The sequence below is a fragment of the Sphingobium sp. MI1205 genome (assembly GCF_001563285.1).
In the GTDB taxonomy this organism is placed as follows: Bacteria; Pseudomonadota; Alphaproteobacteria; order Sphingomonadales; family Sphingomonadaceae; genus Sphingobium.
The window spans coordinates 1,557,159-1,573,300 of record NZ_CP005188.1 but is presented as its reverse complement, the minus strand read 5'-3'; the positions used below and the strand labels follow the sequence as shown (position 1 = coordinate 1,573,300).

The following is a 16,142-nucleotide window of genomic DNA, read 5'->3' as shown; positions in this document are numbered from 1 at the left end:
TCCCGCATTCATTCCGCTACCCGCAGCTGAAGGGGGTCAAGCCCATAGTCGGTCAGCTTTTTCCGCAGCGTGTTGCGATTGATGCCCAGCAGGCCCGCCGCGCGAATCTGATTGCCATCGACGCTTGCCAGCGTCTCCTGCAGCAGAATGGGTTCAACCACCGCCAGCAGATCATCGTGCAGGTTCCGGTTCGACTGCCCCAGACCGATTCCCAGTTGCCGCCTCGCCCATTCGCGCACCGCCTGACCCAACTGGTCCGCTGGCGCTGCATAGTCTGGCGGCACCATGTCCAGAGGCAGGCTGTTGCGAAGCATGTCCGCGGCGATCACATTTTCGCGACTAAGCACTGCGAGGCGCTGCATCAGGTTTTGCAGTTCGCGGACATTGCCGGGCCAGTGATAGGCCATCAACAGCTGCGCCGCGTCGTCGGACAGCGTCTTGCGGGGCAGCCCGTCCTGCGCCGCCCGGTCGAGGAAATGCCTCGCCAGCAAAATGACATCCTCGCGCCGTTCCCTCAACGCAGGAAGTGAAATGGGCACGACGTTCAGTCGATAGTAGAGATCCTGGCGGAACCGGTTTTCTTCAATTAACGTCGGCAGATCCTTGTTCGTCGCCGCGATGATGCGCACATTGACTCGTACCGGCTTCGATCCGCCCACAGTCGTCACTTCGCCCGACTGAAGCACGCGCAGCAGCCGCGTCTGCGCCTCCATCGGCATATCCCCGATCTCGTCGAGAAAGAGCGTGCCGCCTTGCGCCTGCTCGAACTTTCCGGCCGTTCGAACACTGGCGCCCGTGAAGGCGCCCTTTTCATAACCAAACAGTTCTGCTTCGATCAATTCGCGTGGAATAGCCGCCATGTTGATGGCGACAAATGGCTTCGTCCGGCGCTGACCAAGGCTGTGGATCGCTTCGGCCACCAATTCCTTGCCGGTGCCCGATTCGCCCAGCACAAGGATCGAAAGGTCGTTCGACAGCACGCGCGCGATCGTCCGATAAACCTCCTGCATCGCAGGCGAGCGCCCGACCAGTGGCAGGCCGTCATGCGGCAACCCACCGTCCTCCTGCTCACCTTCCTCGGCGTCGCCAGCGCCCAGCGCATCACTGACGGCGCGAGCAAGTTCGTTCAGGTCAAAGGGCTTGGGCAGATATTCGAACGCGCCCTTTTCCGTCGCGCGGATAGCCGTATTCAACGTGTTCTGCGCCGACAGGACGATGACGCTCAACCCCGGCTTCCGCTCCAAAATCCCAGCCACGCCGTCCAACCCGTCGCCATCAGGCAGCATGACGTCGGTAATCAGTACGTCAGGATTGAAGCTGTCGATCAGCAGGCCGCGCTCGCGGATGGATGATGCCGTCTTTACCTTATGGCCCAGCCGTCGCAGCGCCTCGCCCACGACCAGGCAGATTGCGGGATCGTCATCGACGACAAGAATGGACCCCGTGACCGTCATCACGGCATCCCCATTGGCAGGAGGATACGGAAGGTGGATTCCCCCGCTTCCTGATCGCGCGAATATTGAACAAAACCATTCATGTCGCGAACCAACTTGTCGACAAGCGCAAGCCCCAGCCCCTGCCCGTCCCGCCTTCCGGTGATGAAGGGGTTGAACAGGTGGTCGAGTATGTGCTCCGGTACGCCAGGGCCGTTGTCGATCACCAATATCTCTATGGGGAGCACGGCACTGCCCTTCCCCCCTCCAACCACGACCGACACGCCATGACGGAACGCGGTCTCGACCCGGATGCGTGGCTCGTCGCTTTCCTCCAGCGCCTCTGCTGCATTCTTCAGCAGGTTGATCATCACCTGCACGAGCGCGTCGTCATTAATGATGGCGAACGGCAAGGAAGGGTCATAACGTCTTATAATCTTTATGTTACTTGCGAACCCTGCCGCCGCGATATTGGCTGCCCGATCGATCAGCGGATAGATATTGCCCGGATGGCACTCCAGCGTCCGATCGGTCGTGAAGTCCTGCATCCTGTCGATAAGGGCCGCAATCCGATCCACCTCATTGCAGATCAATTGCGTCAATGCAGTGTCCCGCCCGCCATTTCCGGATTCCAGCAGCTGCGCCGCGCCCCGAATGCCGGACAATGGATTCTTTATCTCATGGGCCAGGATCGCGGCCGCGCCCATCGCTGACCGGGCGCCACCCGCAGTGCCGCGATGACCGATCTTCCGCGCCTGGCTTTGCGTATGGAGCGACACTATGCGCCATCCTTCATGATCGATGATCGGCGCGATCATCAGGTCTACTTCCATCTCCGCCGTCCGGCCAGCATGCACCTTCACATCATAGGCCGCTATCGGCTTGTTGCTATGCCAGATATCGAAACGCGCGCCCATTTCCGCCATGCGGATCGTACGCGCCACATCGCTGCCGACGATGGCCGATCGGGCCATGTTGAGCAATGTTTCCGCCCGGACATTGGCTTCGGCGATGCGATTGTCCGGCGCAACGACCAACGTGGCCACCGGCAATGCGGTCATCAGTTCCGAAAGCGAAGGGCCGTCCTGCTGCGCACGAAGCGGCGGGACGGTGGTCAGCGCCATGGTCATGCGGCCTTGCGCGGTTCGATCGCCTCTTGCTGCGCGATCAGCGGCTCGTAGTAGCGGGCGAGCATGTCGAGGACCACCGCGCCTTCCGGCTCCTGGTTCACGGCGTTGCGGAACTCCGCCGATCCGGGGAGCCCCTTGGTGTACCAGCCGATATGCTTGCGGGCCATATTGACCCCGGTCACGCCGTCATAATGGTCCAGCATCGCGCGGTAATGATCTGTAATAAGGGTATATTGTTCCTCGATCGAGGGGTCGGCAAGCCGCTGCCCTGTGCGGAACCAGTGCATCACCTGCCCAATCAGCCAGGGGCGGCCATAGGCGCCGCGCCCGATCATGACGCCGTCGGCCCCGCTTTGCTCCAGCGCCGTCTCGGCATCCTCGATCGAACAGATGTCGCCATTGACAATCACCGGCAGCGAGACTGCCTCCTTCACGCTCCGTACAAAGCCCCAGTCGGCGCTGCCCTTGTACATCTGGCAACGGGTGCGGCCATGGACGGTGATCATCTTCGCGCCAAGATCCTGCGCGATCCGGGCCAGTTCGGGCGCGTTCAGGCTTGAATGGTCCCAGCCCATCCGCATCTTTACGGTCACGGGAACGTCCACCGCCTTGACCGTCGCCTCGATCAGCGCGGCCGCCAGCGGCAGATCGCGCATCAGCGCGCTGCCGGCGTCGCCGTTCACGACTTTCTTCACCGGACAGCCCATGTTGATGTCGATGATGGCGGCGCCACGATCGGCGTTGAGCTTGGCGGCTTCCGCCATCTCGCGCGGCGAACATCCGGCAAGCTGCATCGACACAGGCTCTTCAACGGGATGCCAGGCCGCTTTCTGCAAAGACTGCCGCGTCTCGCGGATCATCGCGGCGGTGGCGATCATCTCGGTCACGTTCAGGCCCGATCCGTATCGACGCACCAGAGTGCGGAACGGCATGTCGGTGACGCCGGTCATGGGCGCCAGAATCACGGGCATATCGATCGTCACCGGACCGACAGAGATGGGGGGAAGAATACGCATCACCAACTTTGCCTAAAAAACAGGCAGCCCTTAGCCGAAAAGCAGCCGCGCAGCAAGCAAGCGGGTCTGGCGAAGCGCATCGCCCTCGTCTACAGGCGCGCCATGACAGCGAACAAGCACAGGGTCGTCGCACTGGTCGTTGCCGCGGGGCAAGGCAGCCGCGCAGGCGGGGACTCGCCCAAGCAGTTCCGTAGCATTGCTGGCAAAGCAGTGATTACCCATGCCGTCGATGCGCTGGCGAGCCATCCCCGGATCGACACGCTTGTCCTGGTGGTCGGCGCTGGTCAGGAAGATACCGTGTCCGCCCTTATTTCCCCGCGAAAGGTTGCGGCGATCGCGCAAGGTGCGGATAGCCGCCGGGGATCGGTTCGCGCTGGTCTTGAGGCGATCGCCGCAGCCGGAGGCGCCGATTGGGTGCTGATCCATGATGCTGCGCGCCCCTTTCTTCCGGCCGAGGTGGTGGATCGGCTGCTCGCGGCCCTCGACGCGGCGGCGGGCGCCATCCCGGTTCTGCCCGTGGCTGACACGCTTGTTCGTGGCGTCGGCGATCGCATCGGCGAGGTCATGGATCGATCCGGCCTTTTCAGGGTGCAAACACCCCAGGCTTTTCATTTCGACACCATTCTTGCAGCCCATCGTGATTGGGACGAGGCGCTGGAGGCCACCGACGATGCCCAGATGCTGCGCGCGGGGGACCATGACGTCATCCTTGTCCCCGGAGATGAAAGGTTGGAGAAATTGACCTATCCGCAGGATTTCGACCGCGCCGAAGCATGGCTCGCGGGTCAGCGGACGACCCGCATCGGCATGGGCTATGACGTCCATCGCCTGGCAGCGGGCGAGGAGCTATGGCTTGGCGGTGTGCAGATCGCGCATGAGCGCGGTCTTGCGGGCCACAGCGACGCGGACGTTGCCATCCACGCCATCGTCGATGCGCTGCTTGGCGCACTGGCGGATGGCGATATCGGCAGCCATTTTCCGCCATCGGACCCGCAGTGGCGCGGGGCCGCTTCTTCACGCTTCCTGGAATATGCCGCTGCGCGGGTGGTCGATCGCGGCGGCCGCATCGACCATATCGATCTCACCATCATCTGCGAAGCGCCCAAGGTCGGTCCGCATCGCGAACCGATGCGGACGAGGATCAGCGAGATCCTCGCCATCCCGATCGATCGGGTCAGCGTGAAGGCGACGACTACCGAGGGGCTAGGCTTCGCGGGCCGTCGGGAAGGCATTGCGGCACAGGCGGTTGCAACCATCTCCCTCCCCGCGCTATTCTAGGCCATGCCCGACAGCATTCTCCCCCGCCCCTTGGTCGAACTCGCCGAACGGGTCATCATCGCCAACCGCCGCGCTGGCCGCACCATTGCCGTGGCGGAAAGCTGCACCGGCGGCCTCGTATCCGCGGCCCTGACCGAGATCGCGGGATCGTCCGAGGTGTTCGAAGCAGGATTCGTCACCTATTCCAACGATATGAAGAACGAACTGCTGAAAGTGTCTCAGGACGTGCTGGAGACCTTTGGCGCCGTATCGATCGCAACCGCCTGGGCGATGGCGCAGGGCGCGCTCGCCAAAAGCCATGCCAATGTCGCGGTTGCCATAACGGGTATCGCCGGCCCCGGCGGCGGTTCAGAACAGAAGCCGGTCGGGACCGTGGTGTTCGCCCGCGCCGAACGCGGCGGCAACCCTGACAAGATCGTCGCCGACATGCGCCATTTCGAGGATAGCGGTCGCGGCGGCGTCCGCCTTCAGGCGGCGCTCTGCGCGCTGGAACTGTTTTTGCCCGACTCGCCGTAAAGCTCGTCCGCCCGCGTTTCGAATGCGCCGATCATCTTGCGTAGCGCCTTGTCGAACACCTGCCCGGCCAGCATTTCGAACAGCCGGTTCCTGAATTCGAACTCCACCTCGAAATCGACCAGCACGCCGCCCTGCCCATCGTCGCGAAAGCGCCACTCATTGTGCAGATGTTTCAGCGGTCCTTCGAGATAATCGACCCTTACGAAGTCGGGCCGATGCTTATGCACCCGGCTGGTGAAGCTCTCCTTGATCCCCTTGAACCCGACGATCATGTCCGCCACCATTTCGGAGTCGCTGTCTGATCGGACCCGGATCGCGCTGACCCAGGGCAGAAATTCGGGATAGGCGGCCACGTTGGACACCAGGTTGAACATCTGGTCCGGGGTATAGGGAAGCGGCCTTGTCTCGTGATGCTTGGGCATACGTCAGCGCGCAGCCTTTGCCAGTTTCGCCTCGCGCGTCGCACGCATTTCCGCGAAATCCTTGCCCGCATGATAGCTCGACCGGGTCAGCGGGCTGGACGCGACCTGCAAGAAACCCTTGGCCCGCGCGATCGCCGCATAGGCGTTGAACGCAGCAGGTGTCACGAACTCCATGACTTTGGCATGTTTGGGGGTCGGTTGCAGATATTGGCCCATCGTCAGGAAATCGATGTCGGCTGACCGCATGTCATCCATGACCTGGTGAACCTCCAACCGCTCCTCGCCAAGGCCCAGCATGATGCCCGACTTGGTGAAGATCGACGGATCGAGCTTCTTGACCGATTCCAGCAGGCGCAGCGATGCATAATAGCGCGCGCCCGGCCGGATGGTCGGGTACAGCCGGGGCACCGTTTCCAGATTATGATTATAGACGTCCGGCCGCGCCGCCACGATGGCCTCGACGGCTTGGCTATGCTTGTTGCGGAAATCGGGGGTCAATATCTCGATCGTTGTGTCAGGCGTCGTGCGGCGCAGCGCCTCTATCACCTTCACAAATTGTGACGCACCGCCATCGGGCAGGTCGTCCCGGTCGACAGAGGTGATGACGATATGCTCCAGCCCCATCTCCGCGCAAGCATCCGCCAGATTTTGCGGCTCATTGGGATCGACCTTGCGCGGCATGCCGGTCTTGACGTTGCAGAAGGCGCAGGCGCGCGTGCAAACGTCGCCCAGGATCATGACCGTCGCGTGCTTCTTGGTCCAGCATTCGCCGATATTGGGACAGGCCGCCTCTTCGCACACCGTCGCCAGCCCCTTTTCGCGCATCAGCTTGCGCGTCTCATGATAGCCGGGACTGGTCGGTGCCTTGACGCGGATCCAGTCGGGCTTGCGAGTCCGCTGCGGCTGGCTCTGAACGGGGATGGGTGCACTATCGGTCATTTGCTCCAGATAGCGAGGCAAGCACGCTCTTGCCAGCCCCCAGATTGTTCGGCACAGACTTGGCCCATGACCGACTTTTCCGACATGCTCGAAGGCTATCGCCGCTTCCGCACCACCGGATGGACGCAGCAGCGCGAAAGATGGGATGAACTGAGCGAGGGCCAGAACCCACGCGTCATGATCATCGCCTGCTCCGACAGCCGCGTTGATCCTGCGCAGATATTCGACACCAGTCCGGGCGAGATCTTTGTGGTCCGCAATGTGGCGGCGCTGGTGCCGCCTTTCGAAACCAATCCAGGCCATCATGGCGTGTCGGCGGCGCTGGAATTCGCCGTGCAGGTGCTGAAAGTCGGCGAGATCGTCGTGATGGGGCATGGCAAATGCGGCGGCTGCAAGGCCGCGCTCAGCCAGGAATTGAAGGATGCGCCTCCTGGTGAAGGCGGCTTCATTCACAACTGGATCGACATGCTCGATGGCGCGCGTGAAACGGTGATCAGCCGCTTCGGCAACGATCGGGGACGGGACGCCCATCGCGCCATGGAGCAGGAAGGCGTGAAGGTCAGCCTCGCCAATCTGCGCACATTCCCTTGCGTTCGCGCCAAGGAACGGAGCGGCGAACTGAAGCTGGTGGGCGCATTCTTCGCGATCGCCGACGGCCAGCTTCATCTGCTGGACGAGGCGAGCGGGCAATTCCATCCGGCTGCGCAGGACGCCGCCTGATGTCCTCGCCGATCCCCAGCGGCGGCAATGTCGCCCTGTTGATCGACGCCGACAATGCTTCCTCGGATCATTTCGATCCGGTGCTGACGGTTCTTGCCGAACTGGGCACGGTCAACATCCGTCGGGCCTACGGCAATTGGAGCAAGCCCGCGCTCAAGGGATGGGCGCGGCAGGCTGTCACCCAGGCGATCGAAACACAGCAGCAATTCGACCTTACAAAGGGGAAGAATGCAACCGACATGAAAATGACGATCGATGCCATGGACCTGATGGCGGGCGGACGCGTCACGGGCTTTGGCCTGATGTCCAGCGACAGCGATTTCACGCCGCTCGTCACGCGCATCCGGCAGCAGGGCATTCCCGTCTATGGCTTCGGATCGGACAAGACCACTGACGCCTTCCGCAGCGCTTGCACACGCTTCATCGACGTCGGCGCGCTGATCCGTGAACAGCAGCCCCAGCCGGTGATCTATTCAGAGACCGGGGAAAATGGTGATGGCACGGAAGTGTCGCCTGAATTGCTCAAGCTGCTGATCGACGCCTATAACGCGGTAAAGCGCGATGAGCAGGGCTATGCCCGACTGAGCGAAGTTGGTCAGCTTGCCGGCAACCGCTCCAGTTTCGACACGCGCAATTATGGGTTCAAGCGGCTGTCCGACCTCATCAGCTCCATCAAGAATTTCAAGGTTGAGGTGCGCGACGGTCAGACCTGGATCAAACGGGTGCACTGATGGCGGTGATCGCCCGGCATCTGGTTATAACTGGTCGCGTGCAAGGCGTATTCTATCGCAACTGGACGGTCCAGACGGCAAGCGCTCTTGGCCTGACCGGCTGGGTACGCAACCGCGTGGACGGCAGCGTGGAAGCGGTTGTGGAAGGTGACGAGGAAGCGGTCGAGCAATTCATTGCCCTGGCCCGGCAGGGGCCACCTGCGGCCCGTGTTTCAGCGATCGACATTCGCCCTGCCGGAGTCGAAGGCATGACATCCTTCCAAAAACGGACGACGGGCTAATTTCCCGCCGCTTGGCGGTTGGACATTTGCTTTAGCACGAGCCGGATATGGTGAAGCGGGCATAATCCGAGGCCGCAAAAAAATGGCCGACCCCTGGGGGCCGGCCTTGAAAGTTTTAGGAGAGGATGCCTGAAAGGCACCCCCTATGTGCAGCGCAGCATAAAATCTCGCAAGTGCGAAATGCTGACCATCGATTGCAAGATTTGCAACCTGCCGTTCAGGAAACAGAAAAGATCAGCGCGTGAGCTTCTTGTAAGCCAGGCGCGTCGGACGATCCGCCGCGTCGCCCAGGCGGCGGCGCTTGTCCTCCTCATACATCCCGAAATTGCCTTCGAACCATTCGACATGGCTGTCGCCCTCAAAGGCGAGAATGTGCGTGGCCAACCGGTCGAGGAAGAAACGGTCATGGCTGATGACGACGGCGCAGCCCGCGAAATTCTCGATCGCCTCTTCCAGCGCCGCCAGCGTTTCGACGTCAAGGTCGTTGGTCGGTTCGTCGAGCAGCAGCACGTTGCCGCCCTTCTTCAGCATCTTGGCGATGTGGACGCGGTTACGTTCACCGCCAGACAGCTTTCCGACATTCTTCTGCTGGTCCTGACCCTTGAAGTTGAAGGCGCCGACATAGGCGCGCGTCGACATGTCGTGCCCATTGACCTTCACATAGTCGAGGCCATCGGACACTTCTTCCCAGACATTCTTTGATGGGTCGAGGTGGTCGCGGCTTTGGTCGACATAGCCCAGACGTACGGTCGATCCGATGTCGATTTCACCTGAATCCGGGGTTTCCTGGCCGGTGATGATCTTGAACAGCGTCGATTTACCCGCGCCGTTCGGCCCGATCACGCCCACGATGCCGCCCGGCGGCAGCATGAAGGACAGGTTTTCGAACAGCAGCTTGTCACCGTAGGACTTGGTGATGTTCTTCGCTTCGATCACCTTGCCGCCAAGGCGCTCGGGCACCTGGATGACGATCTGCGCCTTGCCGGGGGTGCGGTTTTCCTGGCTCGCGACCAGCTGCTCGAACTTTGAGATACGCGCCTTGGACTTGGTCTGGCGGCCCTTGGGGCCTTGCCTGATCCATTCCAGCTCGTCCTTGATCGCCTTCTGGCGGCCGGATTCTTCGCGAGACTCCTGCTCCAGACGCTGGGCCTTCTTTTCAAGATAGGTGGAATAATTGCCCTCATAGGGGAAATATTTTCCGCGATCGAGCTCCAGGATCCAACCGACGACATTGTCCAGGAAGTAGCGGTCGTGGGTGATCATCAGCACCGCACCGGCATATTCCTTCAGGTGATTTTCCAGCCACTCGACGCTTTCGGCATCCAGATGGTTGGTCGGTTCGTCGAGCAGCAGGATGTCCGGCTTCTGGATCAGCAGGCGGGTCAGCGCGATCCGGCGCTTTTCACCACCCGACAGGCTGTCCACCGACCAGTCCGAAGGCGGGCAGCGCAGCGCTTCCATCGCGATTTCCAGCTGGTTGTCCAGCGTCCAGCCATCGACGGCGTCGATCTGCTCCTGCAACGTGCCCATTTCTTCCATCAGCGCGTCGAAATCGGCGTCTTCCGGCGGGTCAGCCATGATGTTGCTGATCTCGTTGAAGCGATCCAGCTTGTCCGCGGTTTCCCGCGCGCCGTCCTTCACATTCTCAAGGACATTTTTGGTCGGGTCGAGCTGCGGCTCCTGCGCCAGATAACCGACACTGATATTCTCGCCCGGCCATGCCTCGCCGCTGTAGTCCGTGTCGATGCCGGCCATGATCTTGATCAGCGTTGACTTACCCGCACCGTTCGGTCCGACAATGCCGATCTTGGCGCCGCGATAAAATTGCAGGTTGATACCGTTGAGCACCGGCTTTGCGGCGCCGGGGAAGCTCTTGGTCATGTTCTTCATGACGAAGGCGTATTGCGAGGAGGCGGACATGGCTTGTGGCTGCTCCGAAAGACTGAACGTGAAAAATCCCGCGGGAGTTAGCGGAGCCCGACGCCATTGGCAAATGGGTGATGGCTGGCTAAGCCTTCATCCATGCAGAAAATCCGATCGGGCACCGTTGCCGCGTTCCTTCTCGGCGGCATCATCCTTCCCCTCCCCCTGGCCGCCGCCCCCTCGCCCATTGCCGCGGTTCGGACAACCGCCATGCAGGACAGCGTCGCATGGGACTTTGTCGAAGGGCTGACGACAGAAGTGGGACCGCGTCCGGCTGGCACACAGCAGGAGGCACGGGCGCGTGACTGGACGGTCGCAAAGCTGAAGAGCCTCGGCTTCGCCAACGTGCGCGCAGAGCCCTTTACTATGCCCGTATGGCTGCGCGGGCGGGACGAGGCGCATATCCTCTCACCCTTCCCCCAGCAGTTGGTTCTGGCTGCCCTGGGCAACAGCGGCTCAACTCCAGCAAAGGGGATTGAGGGCGAAGTCGTCTATTTTCCTACGCTCGCCGATCTTGAAGCCGCGCCCGCCGGCAGCCTGAAAGGCAAGATCGCCTTTGTCAGCCACGCCATGACCGCGACTCAGGATGGCAGTTCCTACGGCTATTTCGGCGACACGCGTCGTCAGGGGCCGAGCATCGCGTCCAGAAAGGGCGCCGCCGCCATATTGATCCGATCGATCGGAACGGACCATCATCGCCAGGCCCATAGCGGCGTTCAGATGTGGGCCGATGGCGCAAAGCCCATTCCAGCCGCCGCTCTCAGCATTCCTGATGCGGATCAGCTGGGGCGGATCATATCGCGCGGGCGGCCTGTTCGCCTTCATCTCACGCTCACTTCCAAAATGCTGAAGGACCAGCCGTCCGGCAATGTGATCGCCGAAATCCCCGGCACTGATCCGGCGGCGGGTGTCGTGCTGGCGGCCTGTCATCTCGACAGTTGGGACCAAGGCACAGGAGCGATCGATGACGCATCGGGGTGCGGCATTGTAACTGCGGCGGCTCTCCACGCGGCCAAGGCCGGCCCGCTCCGCCGCACGATCCGCATATTCATGGCTGGTGCAGAGGAAGTGGGCGGCGACGGCGGCCGAGCCTATTTCGCGGCGCACGGGGCGGAGCCGCACGCAATGGTCATGGAGTCCGACTTTGGGGCCGATCGCGTCTGGCGCGTGGATTACAAGTTGCCCGTGGGGCATGAGGGGCTTGCCAGCCGCATTTCTGCCGGACTGGCTCCGCTAGGCATAGCCCAAAGCAGCGCCTTGGCTGGCGGTGGAGCGGACATCCAGCCCTTGGTCAAGGCAGGCGTCCCCGTCATTGACCTGCAACAGGACGGCACGCGCTACTTCGATATTCACCACACCCCGGACGACACCCTGGACAAAGTGGATCGGGAGCAATTGCAGCAGAATGTGAGCGCATGGGCAGTTGCAATTTATGAAATCGCGAATGCGCCGGAAAAGCTGGATGTTAAGTGAACTTTTATAGTAGACAACCGTCTGTCGCGTGATTCTGCCGCTTCACCGACGCAGAAAAGCATTGATTTGTGCACCGCACACGTTAATGCGGGTCGCTCGCGTTGGGCGTGTTACGAATATGTCTGACGCGGCAATATGCTATGGGAGCCGTACACAATGAAGAAGATCGCTGTTGTTTTCGCTTCGGCCGGCCTGATGGCCCTCGCCGCTTGCGGTGAGAAGCCGGCCAACGAGACCGCGAACGCTTCGAACGCTGTTGTCGAGAACGTTGTTGAAGACGCCGCTAACGCTGCCGACAACGCCGCGAATGCTGCGAACGCCGCCGACAACGCTGCGAACGCTGCCGACAACGCCGCGAACGCCGAATAATCTTCGCGTCAGCGAGATTTTCGAAAGGGCGGGCCGTCTAACGGTCCGCCCTTTTTCTATGCCTGCGGTGCATTGCGTGGTTTGGGGGCGGATGCATATTCAAAATTGGCCATCAGTACACAGCTAGCATCGGCGCAATGCAAAGATTGCGCTCCGTTAAGTGGTTTCGATCATCCCTGGGCGTACGCCACTCTTTTTGTGAGCATCTTACTAGCGAGATTGCTTCGTCAAAGAGCGGCTCATACGTGGCAACCTTCAACTCTGCACGATCGGCCCTGGATTTCGTGATGGTGGCCGGTGAACCCTTTGCGGAAGCGTTGAGCGATTGGCTGATATCCCACGCTTCCTTGCCATCGACGACAAGTAGCCGGTCATGGAGTAAGGACTTTGCAACTTGACGGACTCGCAAGGGGCGCTTGCTGCCATACTGCTGCACCGAAGCTTCTGTGGCGGGCCTGAGTTCTTCTTTCATGCGACCCTCAGCGGCCAGCAAATCCACTTGCACCCCTTCGGGGATCATAATGGCATAGTTTGAAAGGATTTCAGTCCCGCATAGGGATCGACAAATAGGACCCGCTGCTTTGCGGATTCCAGAGCGGAAGCCATCACCGTTAGCGCCTCAAAGACATCACCAGCCGCCCTTCTCCTTCAGCCGCTTCAACAGATTGGCCTCAACTTATGTGTCGGAGGCGTTGGCCGCGACAAGTTGGCCAACGACGACGAGACCCCGTTCAACGGCATTGCCAAGCGCGGCGATAGCATCGTCGCTTTGTGTGGCGGCGGCGAGAGCGTCATCGATACAGGCATCAATTTCATGCGCGCCTTTTTCGGCCTGGGTCGCGAGCGCCCGCATTTCAGAGGCGACCACGCCAAAGCCTCGTCCTTCGTTACCCGCGCGCGCTGCCTCGATCGCGGCATTGAGTGCGAGAAGTTTGGACTGAGCCGCAACGCTGCGGATAATAGCGCTGATGCTCCTGATCGCGTCCAACTTCTGGCGCAGCAGCCGTGCCGCATCACTCGTGCCTTCCGTAGCATCGGCAACCCGCGTCGCGATTTCATCCAATTCCGGGATCAGCGCACCGGACACATTTTCAAGTTCACCCATGTGGCGGCGTCACCTTTCCGTTCCTCCGCCGGTTGCGAGCACAGCATTATGTAGACGCCCTAGCCCACGAGAAAGCTCGGCGGATGGCTGTTCGAAGTTAGGTTCACTGTCGGCCAATTCCCGCAACTGAGCGTAGATCGCTTCTGCCGTCATCGGTTCTCCATCGTCGCGTCTTTATCGGGAGATATTTAGGACAAGCCAAGCGCGAGAGTCGAGCTTTCAGATTTTCAGATCTGTACCATCAGACCAACCACACAAAGCTGCTCCGCAGAAAGACGGTTTTGAAGCGTGTAAGGCTAATCAGCGCAATTTCATGAAATTGGTCGGGGAGACAGGATTCGAACCTGCGACCCTCTGCTCCCAAAGCAGATGCGCTACCAGGCTGCGCTACTCCCCGACTTGAGGGGGCCTTAGCGGTGAAGGAGGCGTCCCGTCAATCGGCCATCATCGCGACAGCAACCAGAATGGCGATCACAGGCACGGCATTGCTTATCGGGAACGCAGAATGGCCCTTGCCCGCCTTCCCCTCACCGCACGTCGCGCAATCGGATCAGTCTTCGCGATCATTCCGCTTGAAACAAAACGCCGCCGCGAAGCATGATGCCCCGCAGCGGCGTCTGTCATTTCAACCAATTGTCAGAGGGCGTAATCGATCTGCGCCCAGAACTTCTTGGTGTCGGCGTCGCCTGTGAAGCTTGCTATGCCCTTGCGATCATAATCGGCATATTTGACGAGCGCGCTCAGATGCTTGTCGATCTTCAACGTCACCTGGGCGTTATATTCGTCGCCATAGTGGATCGACAGGCGGTCGCTGCTGAACCGGTGGTAGATGAAGGACGCGACCAGCGGCCCCATCTTCCCCAGCTTCGGCACGGTATAGGCAATGCCGCCATAATAATCCTGAAGGCCGGTCCCCGGCGTGCTCAGGAACTTGTCCGCCCAGCCGTTGAACTTGTGGAGCGTGGCGAAGGGCGTCTGAAACGCAAAGCCACCCGCGATGCCCGTTGCGCCGCCATCGGACCCCAACAGCTCATAACCGCCGGTCAGCTTGAAGGCCGCAACCTCCAGGCCAAGCTCGGCCGTGACGAAATCGGCCTTATAGCTGACCGGGCTCTTCGCATAATCGCTCTGCCGGGCGTAGCTGCCGAGATAGCTGAGCTTCACCTTCTTGGCCAACGGCATGGCCCCGGCAAAGCGGAAACCATAGGTCTGGCTGCTGTTGCGAAGCAGCGCCGCAACCGGCTCATCCTGATCGACCAGATAGGCGAAGCCCGTCAATGTCCCCAACTTGGTCTTGTAAGAGACGTTGGCGAAGATGTTGTCGCCGTCGATATGGGTAGGCCGGTTCGCCGAACCGAACTTGCCGCCATCAATGCCCCAGATCGTCCGGGCTGAAATGGCATAGGTCAGGTCGATCTTCAGGTTCTTGACGCCCATATATTCGGCGCGCAGCGCATCGAACGTCTGCTCATTCTGCCGCCAGGCGACCGACCCGGCGAAACGCTGGTCGTCCAGGTTGATCCGCTGGCGTCCCACGGTGACGACCAACGGCTTGGTCTTGTATTGCAACTGGACCCGGTTCACTTCGACAGTTTCAGGGTCGGGTACGATCGGATAAAGCGTCTTCCCGTTGACGCCACTATTATAGCTCTCGTCGAGGGCCAGCGTCCCTTCGGCTTCGGCCAGAAAGGAAAAGGGACCGCTCGACAATTCTCCGCCCGCACGCATCCGCATCGTGACCGCGTCGGCATCCCGGCTGCTGGTCAGGGGCAAGGGGCCGTCCTGATCCACCGTCTCATACCGCAACCGCCCCTCGATGATCGGCTTGAACGTAATATCCTGCGCCAAGGCTGGCGTTGCAGTCGTCGCCACGGCTGATGCCGACAGCAACATTTTCAATCCACGCATAAATTCCCCCTCTTGTGCTCCCGATGGCTTTTGCAGTCTTTCAGGGCATCCTCTCTCAATCTTGTTGGAGCCGCCTCGCCGGGCGGCTTACCCATCACGCAGCAAGCGTTGCCGGATTGCGGTAGCGCTCGTGCAGGAAGTGGATGACGGCCGACCGCGCCTCTGCATATTCGGGCATGTCGATCGCCTCGATCCGGTTGCGCGGCCGCGCCAGCGCCACCGGACGGTCCTCACCGATCCGTGCGGCCGGGCCGTTGGTCATCATGACGACGCGATCGGCCAGCAGCACGGCCTCATCCACGTCATGCGTAATCATCAGCACCGTGTTGTTGAGCCGCGCCTGCAGATCCATGACCACATCCTGCAACGCCGCTCGCGTCAGCGCGTCGAGCGCGCCGAACGGTTCGTCCATCAACAGCACGCGCGGGTTCATCGCAATGGCGCGGGCAATGCCGACGCGCTGCTTCATGCCGCCAGACAATTCACCGGGCCGTTTGGCGGCTGCATGGGTCATCTGCACCAGCTCCAGATTGTGCATCACCCAATCCTTGCGCTCGGCCTTGTTCTTGCCGCCCGCCGTCTTGTCGACCGCCAGCCGTACATTCTCTTCGACCGTCAGCCAGGGCAGCAGCGAATGGTCCTGGAACACCACGGCACGGTCCGGGCCCGGCGCATCGACCAGATCACCGTCCAGGAAGATGGCGCCCCGCGTCGGCTTGACCAGCCCGGCCACCGCATTCAGCAGAGTCGATTTGCCACAGCCCGAATGACCGATCAGCGCGACGAACTCTCCCTTGCTCACTTCCAGGTCGATGGTGTCCAGGGCGCAAAAGGCACCTGCCTTGGTCGGAAACTCGACGGTGATCCCTTCGAGCGCGAGATAGCTACGTTGTTTCAT

Annotated in this window: 17 protein-coding genes and 1 tRNA gene; 7 read left to right on the top strand and 11 right to left on the bottom strand. The window is 61.1% G+C overall.

Translation table 11 applies throughout. The annotated features are described in order from the left end of the window. Positions 1–8: 8 nt before the first annotated feature. The 3 genes from ntrC to dusB are packed head-to-tail and all read right to left on the bottom strand — an operon-like array spanning position 9 to position 3,579. Positions 9–1,454, bottom strand: a complete 1,446-nt coding sequence (gene ntrC / locus K663_RS07565) for a nitrogen regulation protein NR(I) (protein WP_062116117.1) — start codon at positions 1,452–1,454, stop codon at positions 9–11. After that, a complete protein-coding gene (locus tag K663_RS07560) occupies positions 1,454–2,563 on the bottom strand; it encodes a two-component system sensor histidine kinase NtrB (RefSeq protein ID WP_062116114.1) in 1,110 nt (369 codons plus the stop codon). Before K663_RS07560 ends, ntrC begins: the two co-directional genes overlap by 1 nt. Continuing rightward, a complete protein-coding gene (gene dusB, locus K663_RS07555; protein ID WP_062116111.1) occupies positions 2,560–3,579 on the bottom strand; it encodes a tRNA dihydrouridine synthase DusB in 1,020 nt (339 codons plus the stop codon). Before dusB ends, K663_RS07560 begins: the two co-directional genes overlap by 4 nt. 102 nt (positions 3,580–3,681) lie before the next feature. Here dusB and K663_RS07550 point away from each other — a divergent pair, with 102 nt between their 5' ends. Both K663_RS07550 and K663_RS07545 read left to right on the top strand, forming a co-directional pair. Then, positions 3,682–4,857, top strand: a complete 1,176-nt coding sequence (locus tag K663_RS07550; RefSeq protein ID WP_062116108.1) for a bifunctional 2-C-methyl-D-erythritol 4-phosphate cytidylyltransferase/2-C-methyl-D-erythritol 2,4-cyclodiphosphate synthase — start codon at positions 3,682–3,684, stop codon at positions 4,855–4,857. 3 nt (positions 4,858–4,860) lie between these two features. Continuing rightward, complete coding sequence (locus tag K663_RS07545; protein ID WP_062116105.1) at positions 4,861–5,373, top strand: CinA family protein; 513 nt, start codon at positions 4,861–4,863, stop codon at positions 5,371–5,373. Here K663_RS07545 and K663_RS07540 read toward each other — a convergent pair. Then, positions 5,325–5,795, bottom strand: a complete 471-nt coding sequence (locus tag K663_RS07540) for a type II toxin-antitoxin system RatA family toxin (RefSeq protein ID WP_062116102.1) — start codon at positions 5,793–5,795, stop codon at positions 5,325–5,327. The two genes, K663_RS07545 and K663_RS07540, sit on opposite strands and share 49 nt — an antisense overlap. 3 nt (positions 5,796–5,798) lie before the next feature. Continuing rightward, complete coding sequence (lipA, locus tag K663_RS07535; protein WP_062116098.1) at positions 5,799–6,734, bottom strand: lipoyl synthase; 936 nt, start codon at positions 6,732–6,734, stop codon at positions 5,799–5,801. Positions 6,735–6,800: 66 nt separating this feature from the next. On the opposite strand from lipA, the gene K663_RS07530 reads away from it, so the two are divergent. Genes K663_RS07530 through K663_RS07520 form a run of 3 tightly spaced genes read left to right on the top strand, consistent with a single transcriptional unit; the run spans position 6,801 to position 8,466 of the window. After that, positions 6,801–7,454: a carbonic anhydrase gene (locus tag K663_RS07530; protein WP_062116095.1), complete on the top strand. Its 654-nt coding sequence runs from the start codon at positions 6,801–6,803 to the stop codon at positions 7,452–7,454. Further along, positions 7,454–8,185 (top strand): NYN domain-containing protein, encoded by a 732-nt coding sequence (locus tag K663_RS07525; RefSeq protein ID WP_062116092.1) that lies wholly within the window; start codon positions 7,454–7,456, stop codon positions 8,183–8,185. The genes K663_RS07530 and K663_RS07525 overlap by 1 nt, the downstream gene beginning before the upstream one ends. Further along, positions 8,185–8,466 (top strand): acylphosphatase, encoded by a 282-nt coding sequence (locus K663_RS07520; RefSeq protein ID WP_062116089.1) that lies wholly within the window; start codon positions 8,185–8,187, stop codon positions 8,464–8,466. The genes K663_RS07525 and K663_RS07520 overlap by 1 nt, the downstream gene beginning before the upstream one ends. A gap of 234 nt (positions 8,467–8,700) precedes the next feature. On the opposite strand, the gene ettA is transcribed toward K663_RS07520, so the two are convergent. Then, on the bottom strand, positions 8,701–10,386 hold the full coding sequence (ettA, locus tag K663_RS07515; protein WP_062116086.1) for an energy-dependent translational throttle protein EttA: 1,686 nt from the start codon (positions 10,384–10,386) through the stop codon (positions 8,701–8,703). A gap of 102 nt (positions 10,387–10,488) precedes the next feature. Here ettA and K663_RS07510 point away from each other — a divergent pair, with 102 nt between their 5' ends. Next, complete coding sequence (locus tag K663_RS07510) at positions 10,489–11,862, top strand: M28 family peptidase (RefSeq protein WP_062116085.1); 1,374 nt, start codon at positions 10,489–10,491, stop codon at positions 11,860–11,862. 156 nt (positions 11,863–12,018) lie between these two features. Next, the gene (locus K663_RS07505; RefSeq protein WP_037465724.1) at positions 12,019–12,231 is read left to right on the top strand and encodes a hypothetical protein; all 213 of its coding nucleotides are present in this window, start codon (positions 12,019–12,021) and stop codon (positions 12,229–12,231) included. A gap of 112 nt (positions 12,232–12,343) precedes the next feature. Here K663_RS07505 and K663_RS07500 read toward each other — a convergent pair whose 3' ends face one another. The 5 genes from K663_RS07500 to K663_RS07480 form a co-directional block, all read right to left on the bottom strand. Beyond that, positions 12,344–12,703: a hypothetical protein gene (locus tag K663_RS07500; RefSeq protein ID WP_145902249.1), complete on the bottom strand. Its 360-nt coding sequence runs from the start codon at positions 12,701–12,703 to the stop codon at positions 12,344–12,346. A 204-nt stretch (positions 12,704–12,907) separates the two neighbouring features. After that, the gene (locus K663_RS07495; protein WP_062116079.1) at positions 12,908–13,336 is read right to left on the bottom strand and encodes a methyl-accepting chemotaxis protein; all 429 of its coding nucleotides are present in this window, start codon (positions 13,334–13,336) and stop codon (positions 12,908–12,910) included. Positions 13,337–13,656: 320 nt separating this feature from the next. Next, positions 13,657–13,733, bottom strand: a tRNA-Pro gene (locus tag K663_RS07490). Positions 13,734–13,972: 239 nt separating this feature from the next. Continuing rightward, the gene (locus K663_RS07485; RefSeq protein WP_062116076.1) at positions 13,973–15,244 is read right to left on the bottom strand and encodes an alginate export family protein; all 1,272 of its coding nucleotides are present in this window, start codon (positions 15,242–15,244) and stop codon (positions 13,973–13,975) included. A gap of 94 nt (positions 15,245–15,338) precedes the next feature. Continuing rightward, positions 15,339–16,142: an ABC transporter ATP-binding protein gene (locus K663_RS07480; RefSeq protein ID WP_062116073.1), complete on the bottom strand. Its 804-nt coding sequence runs from the start codon at positions 16,140–16,142 to the stop codon at positions 15,339–15,341.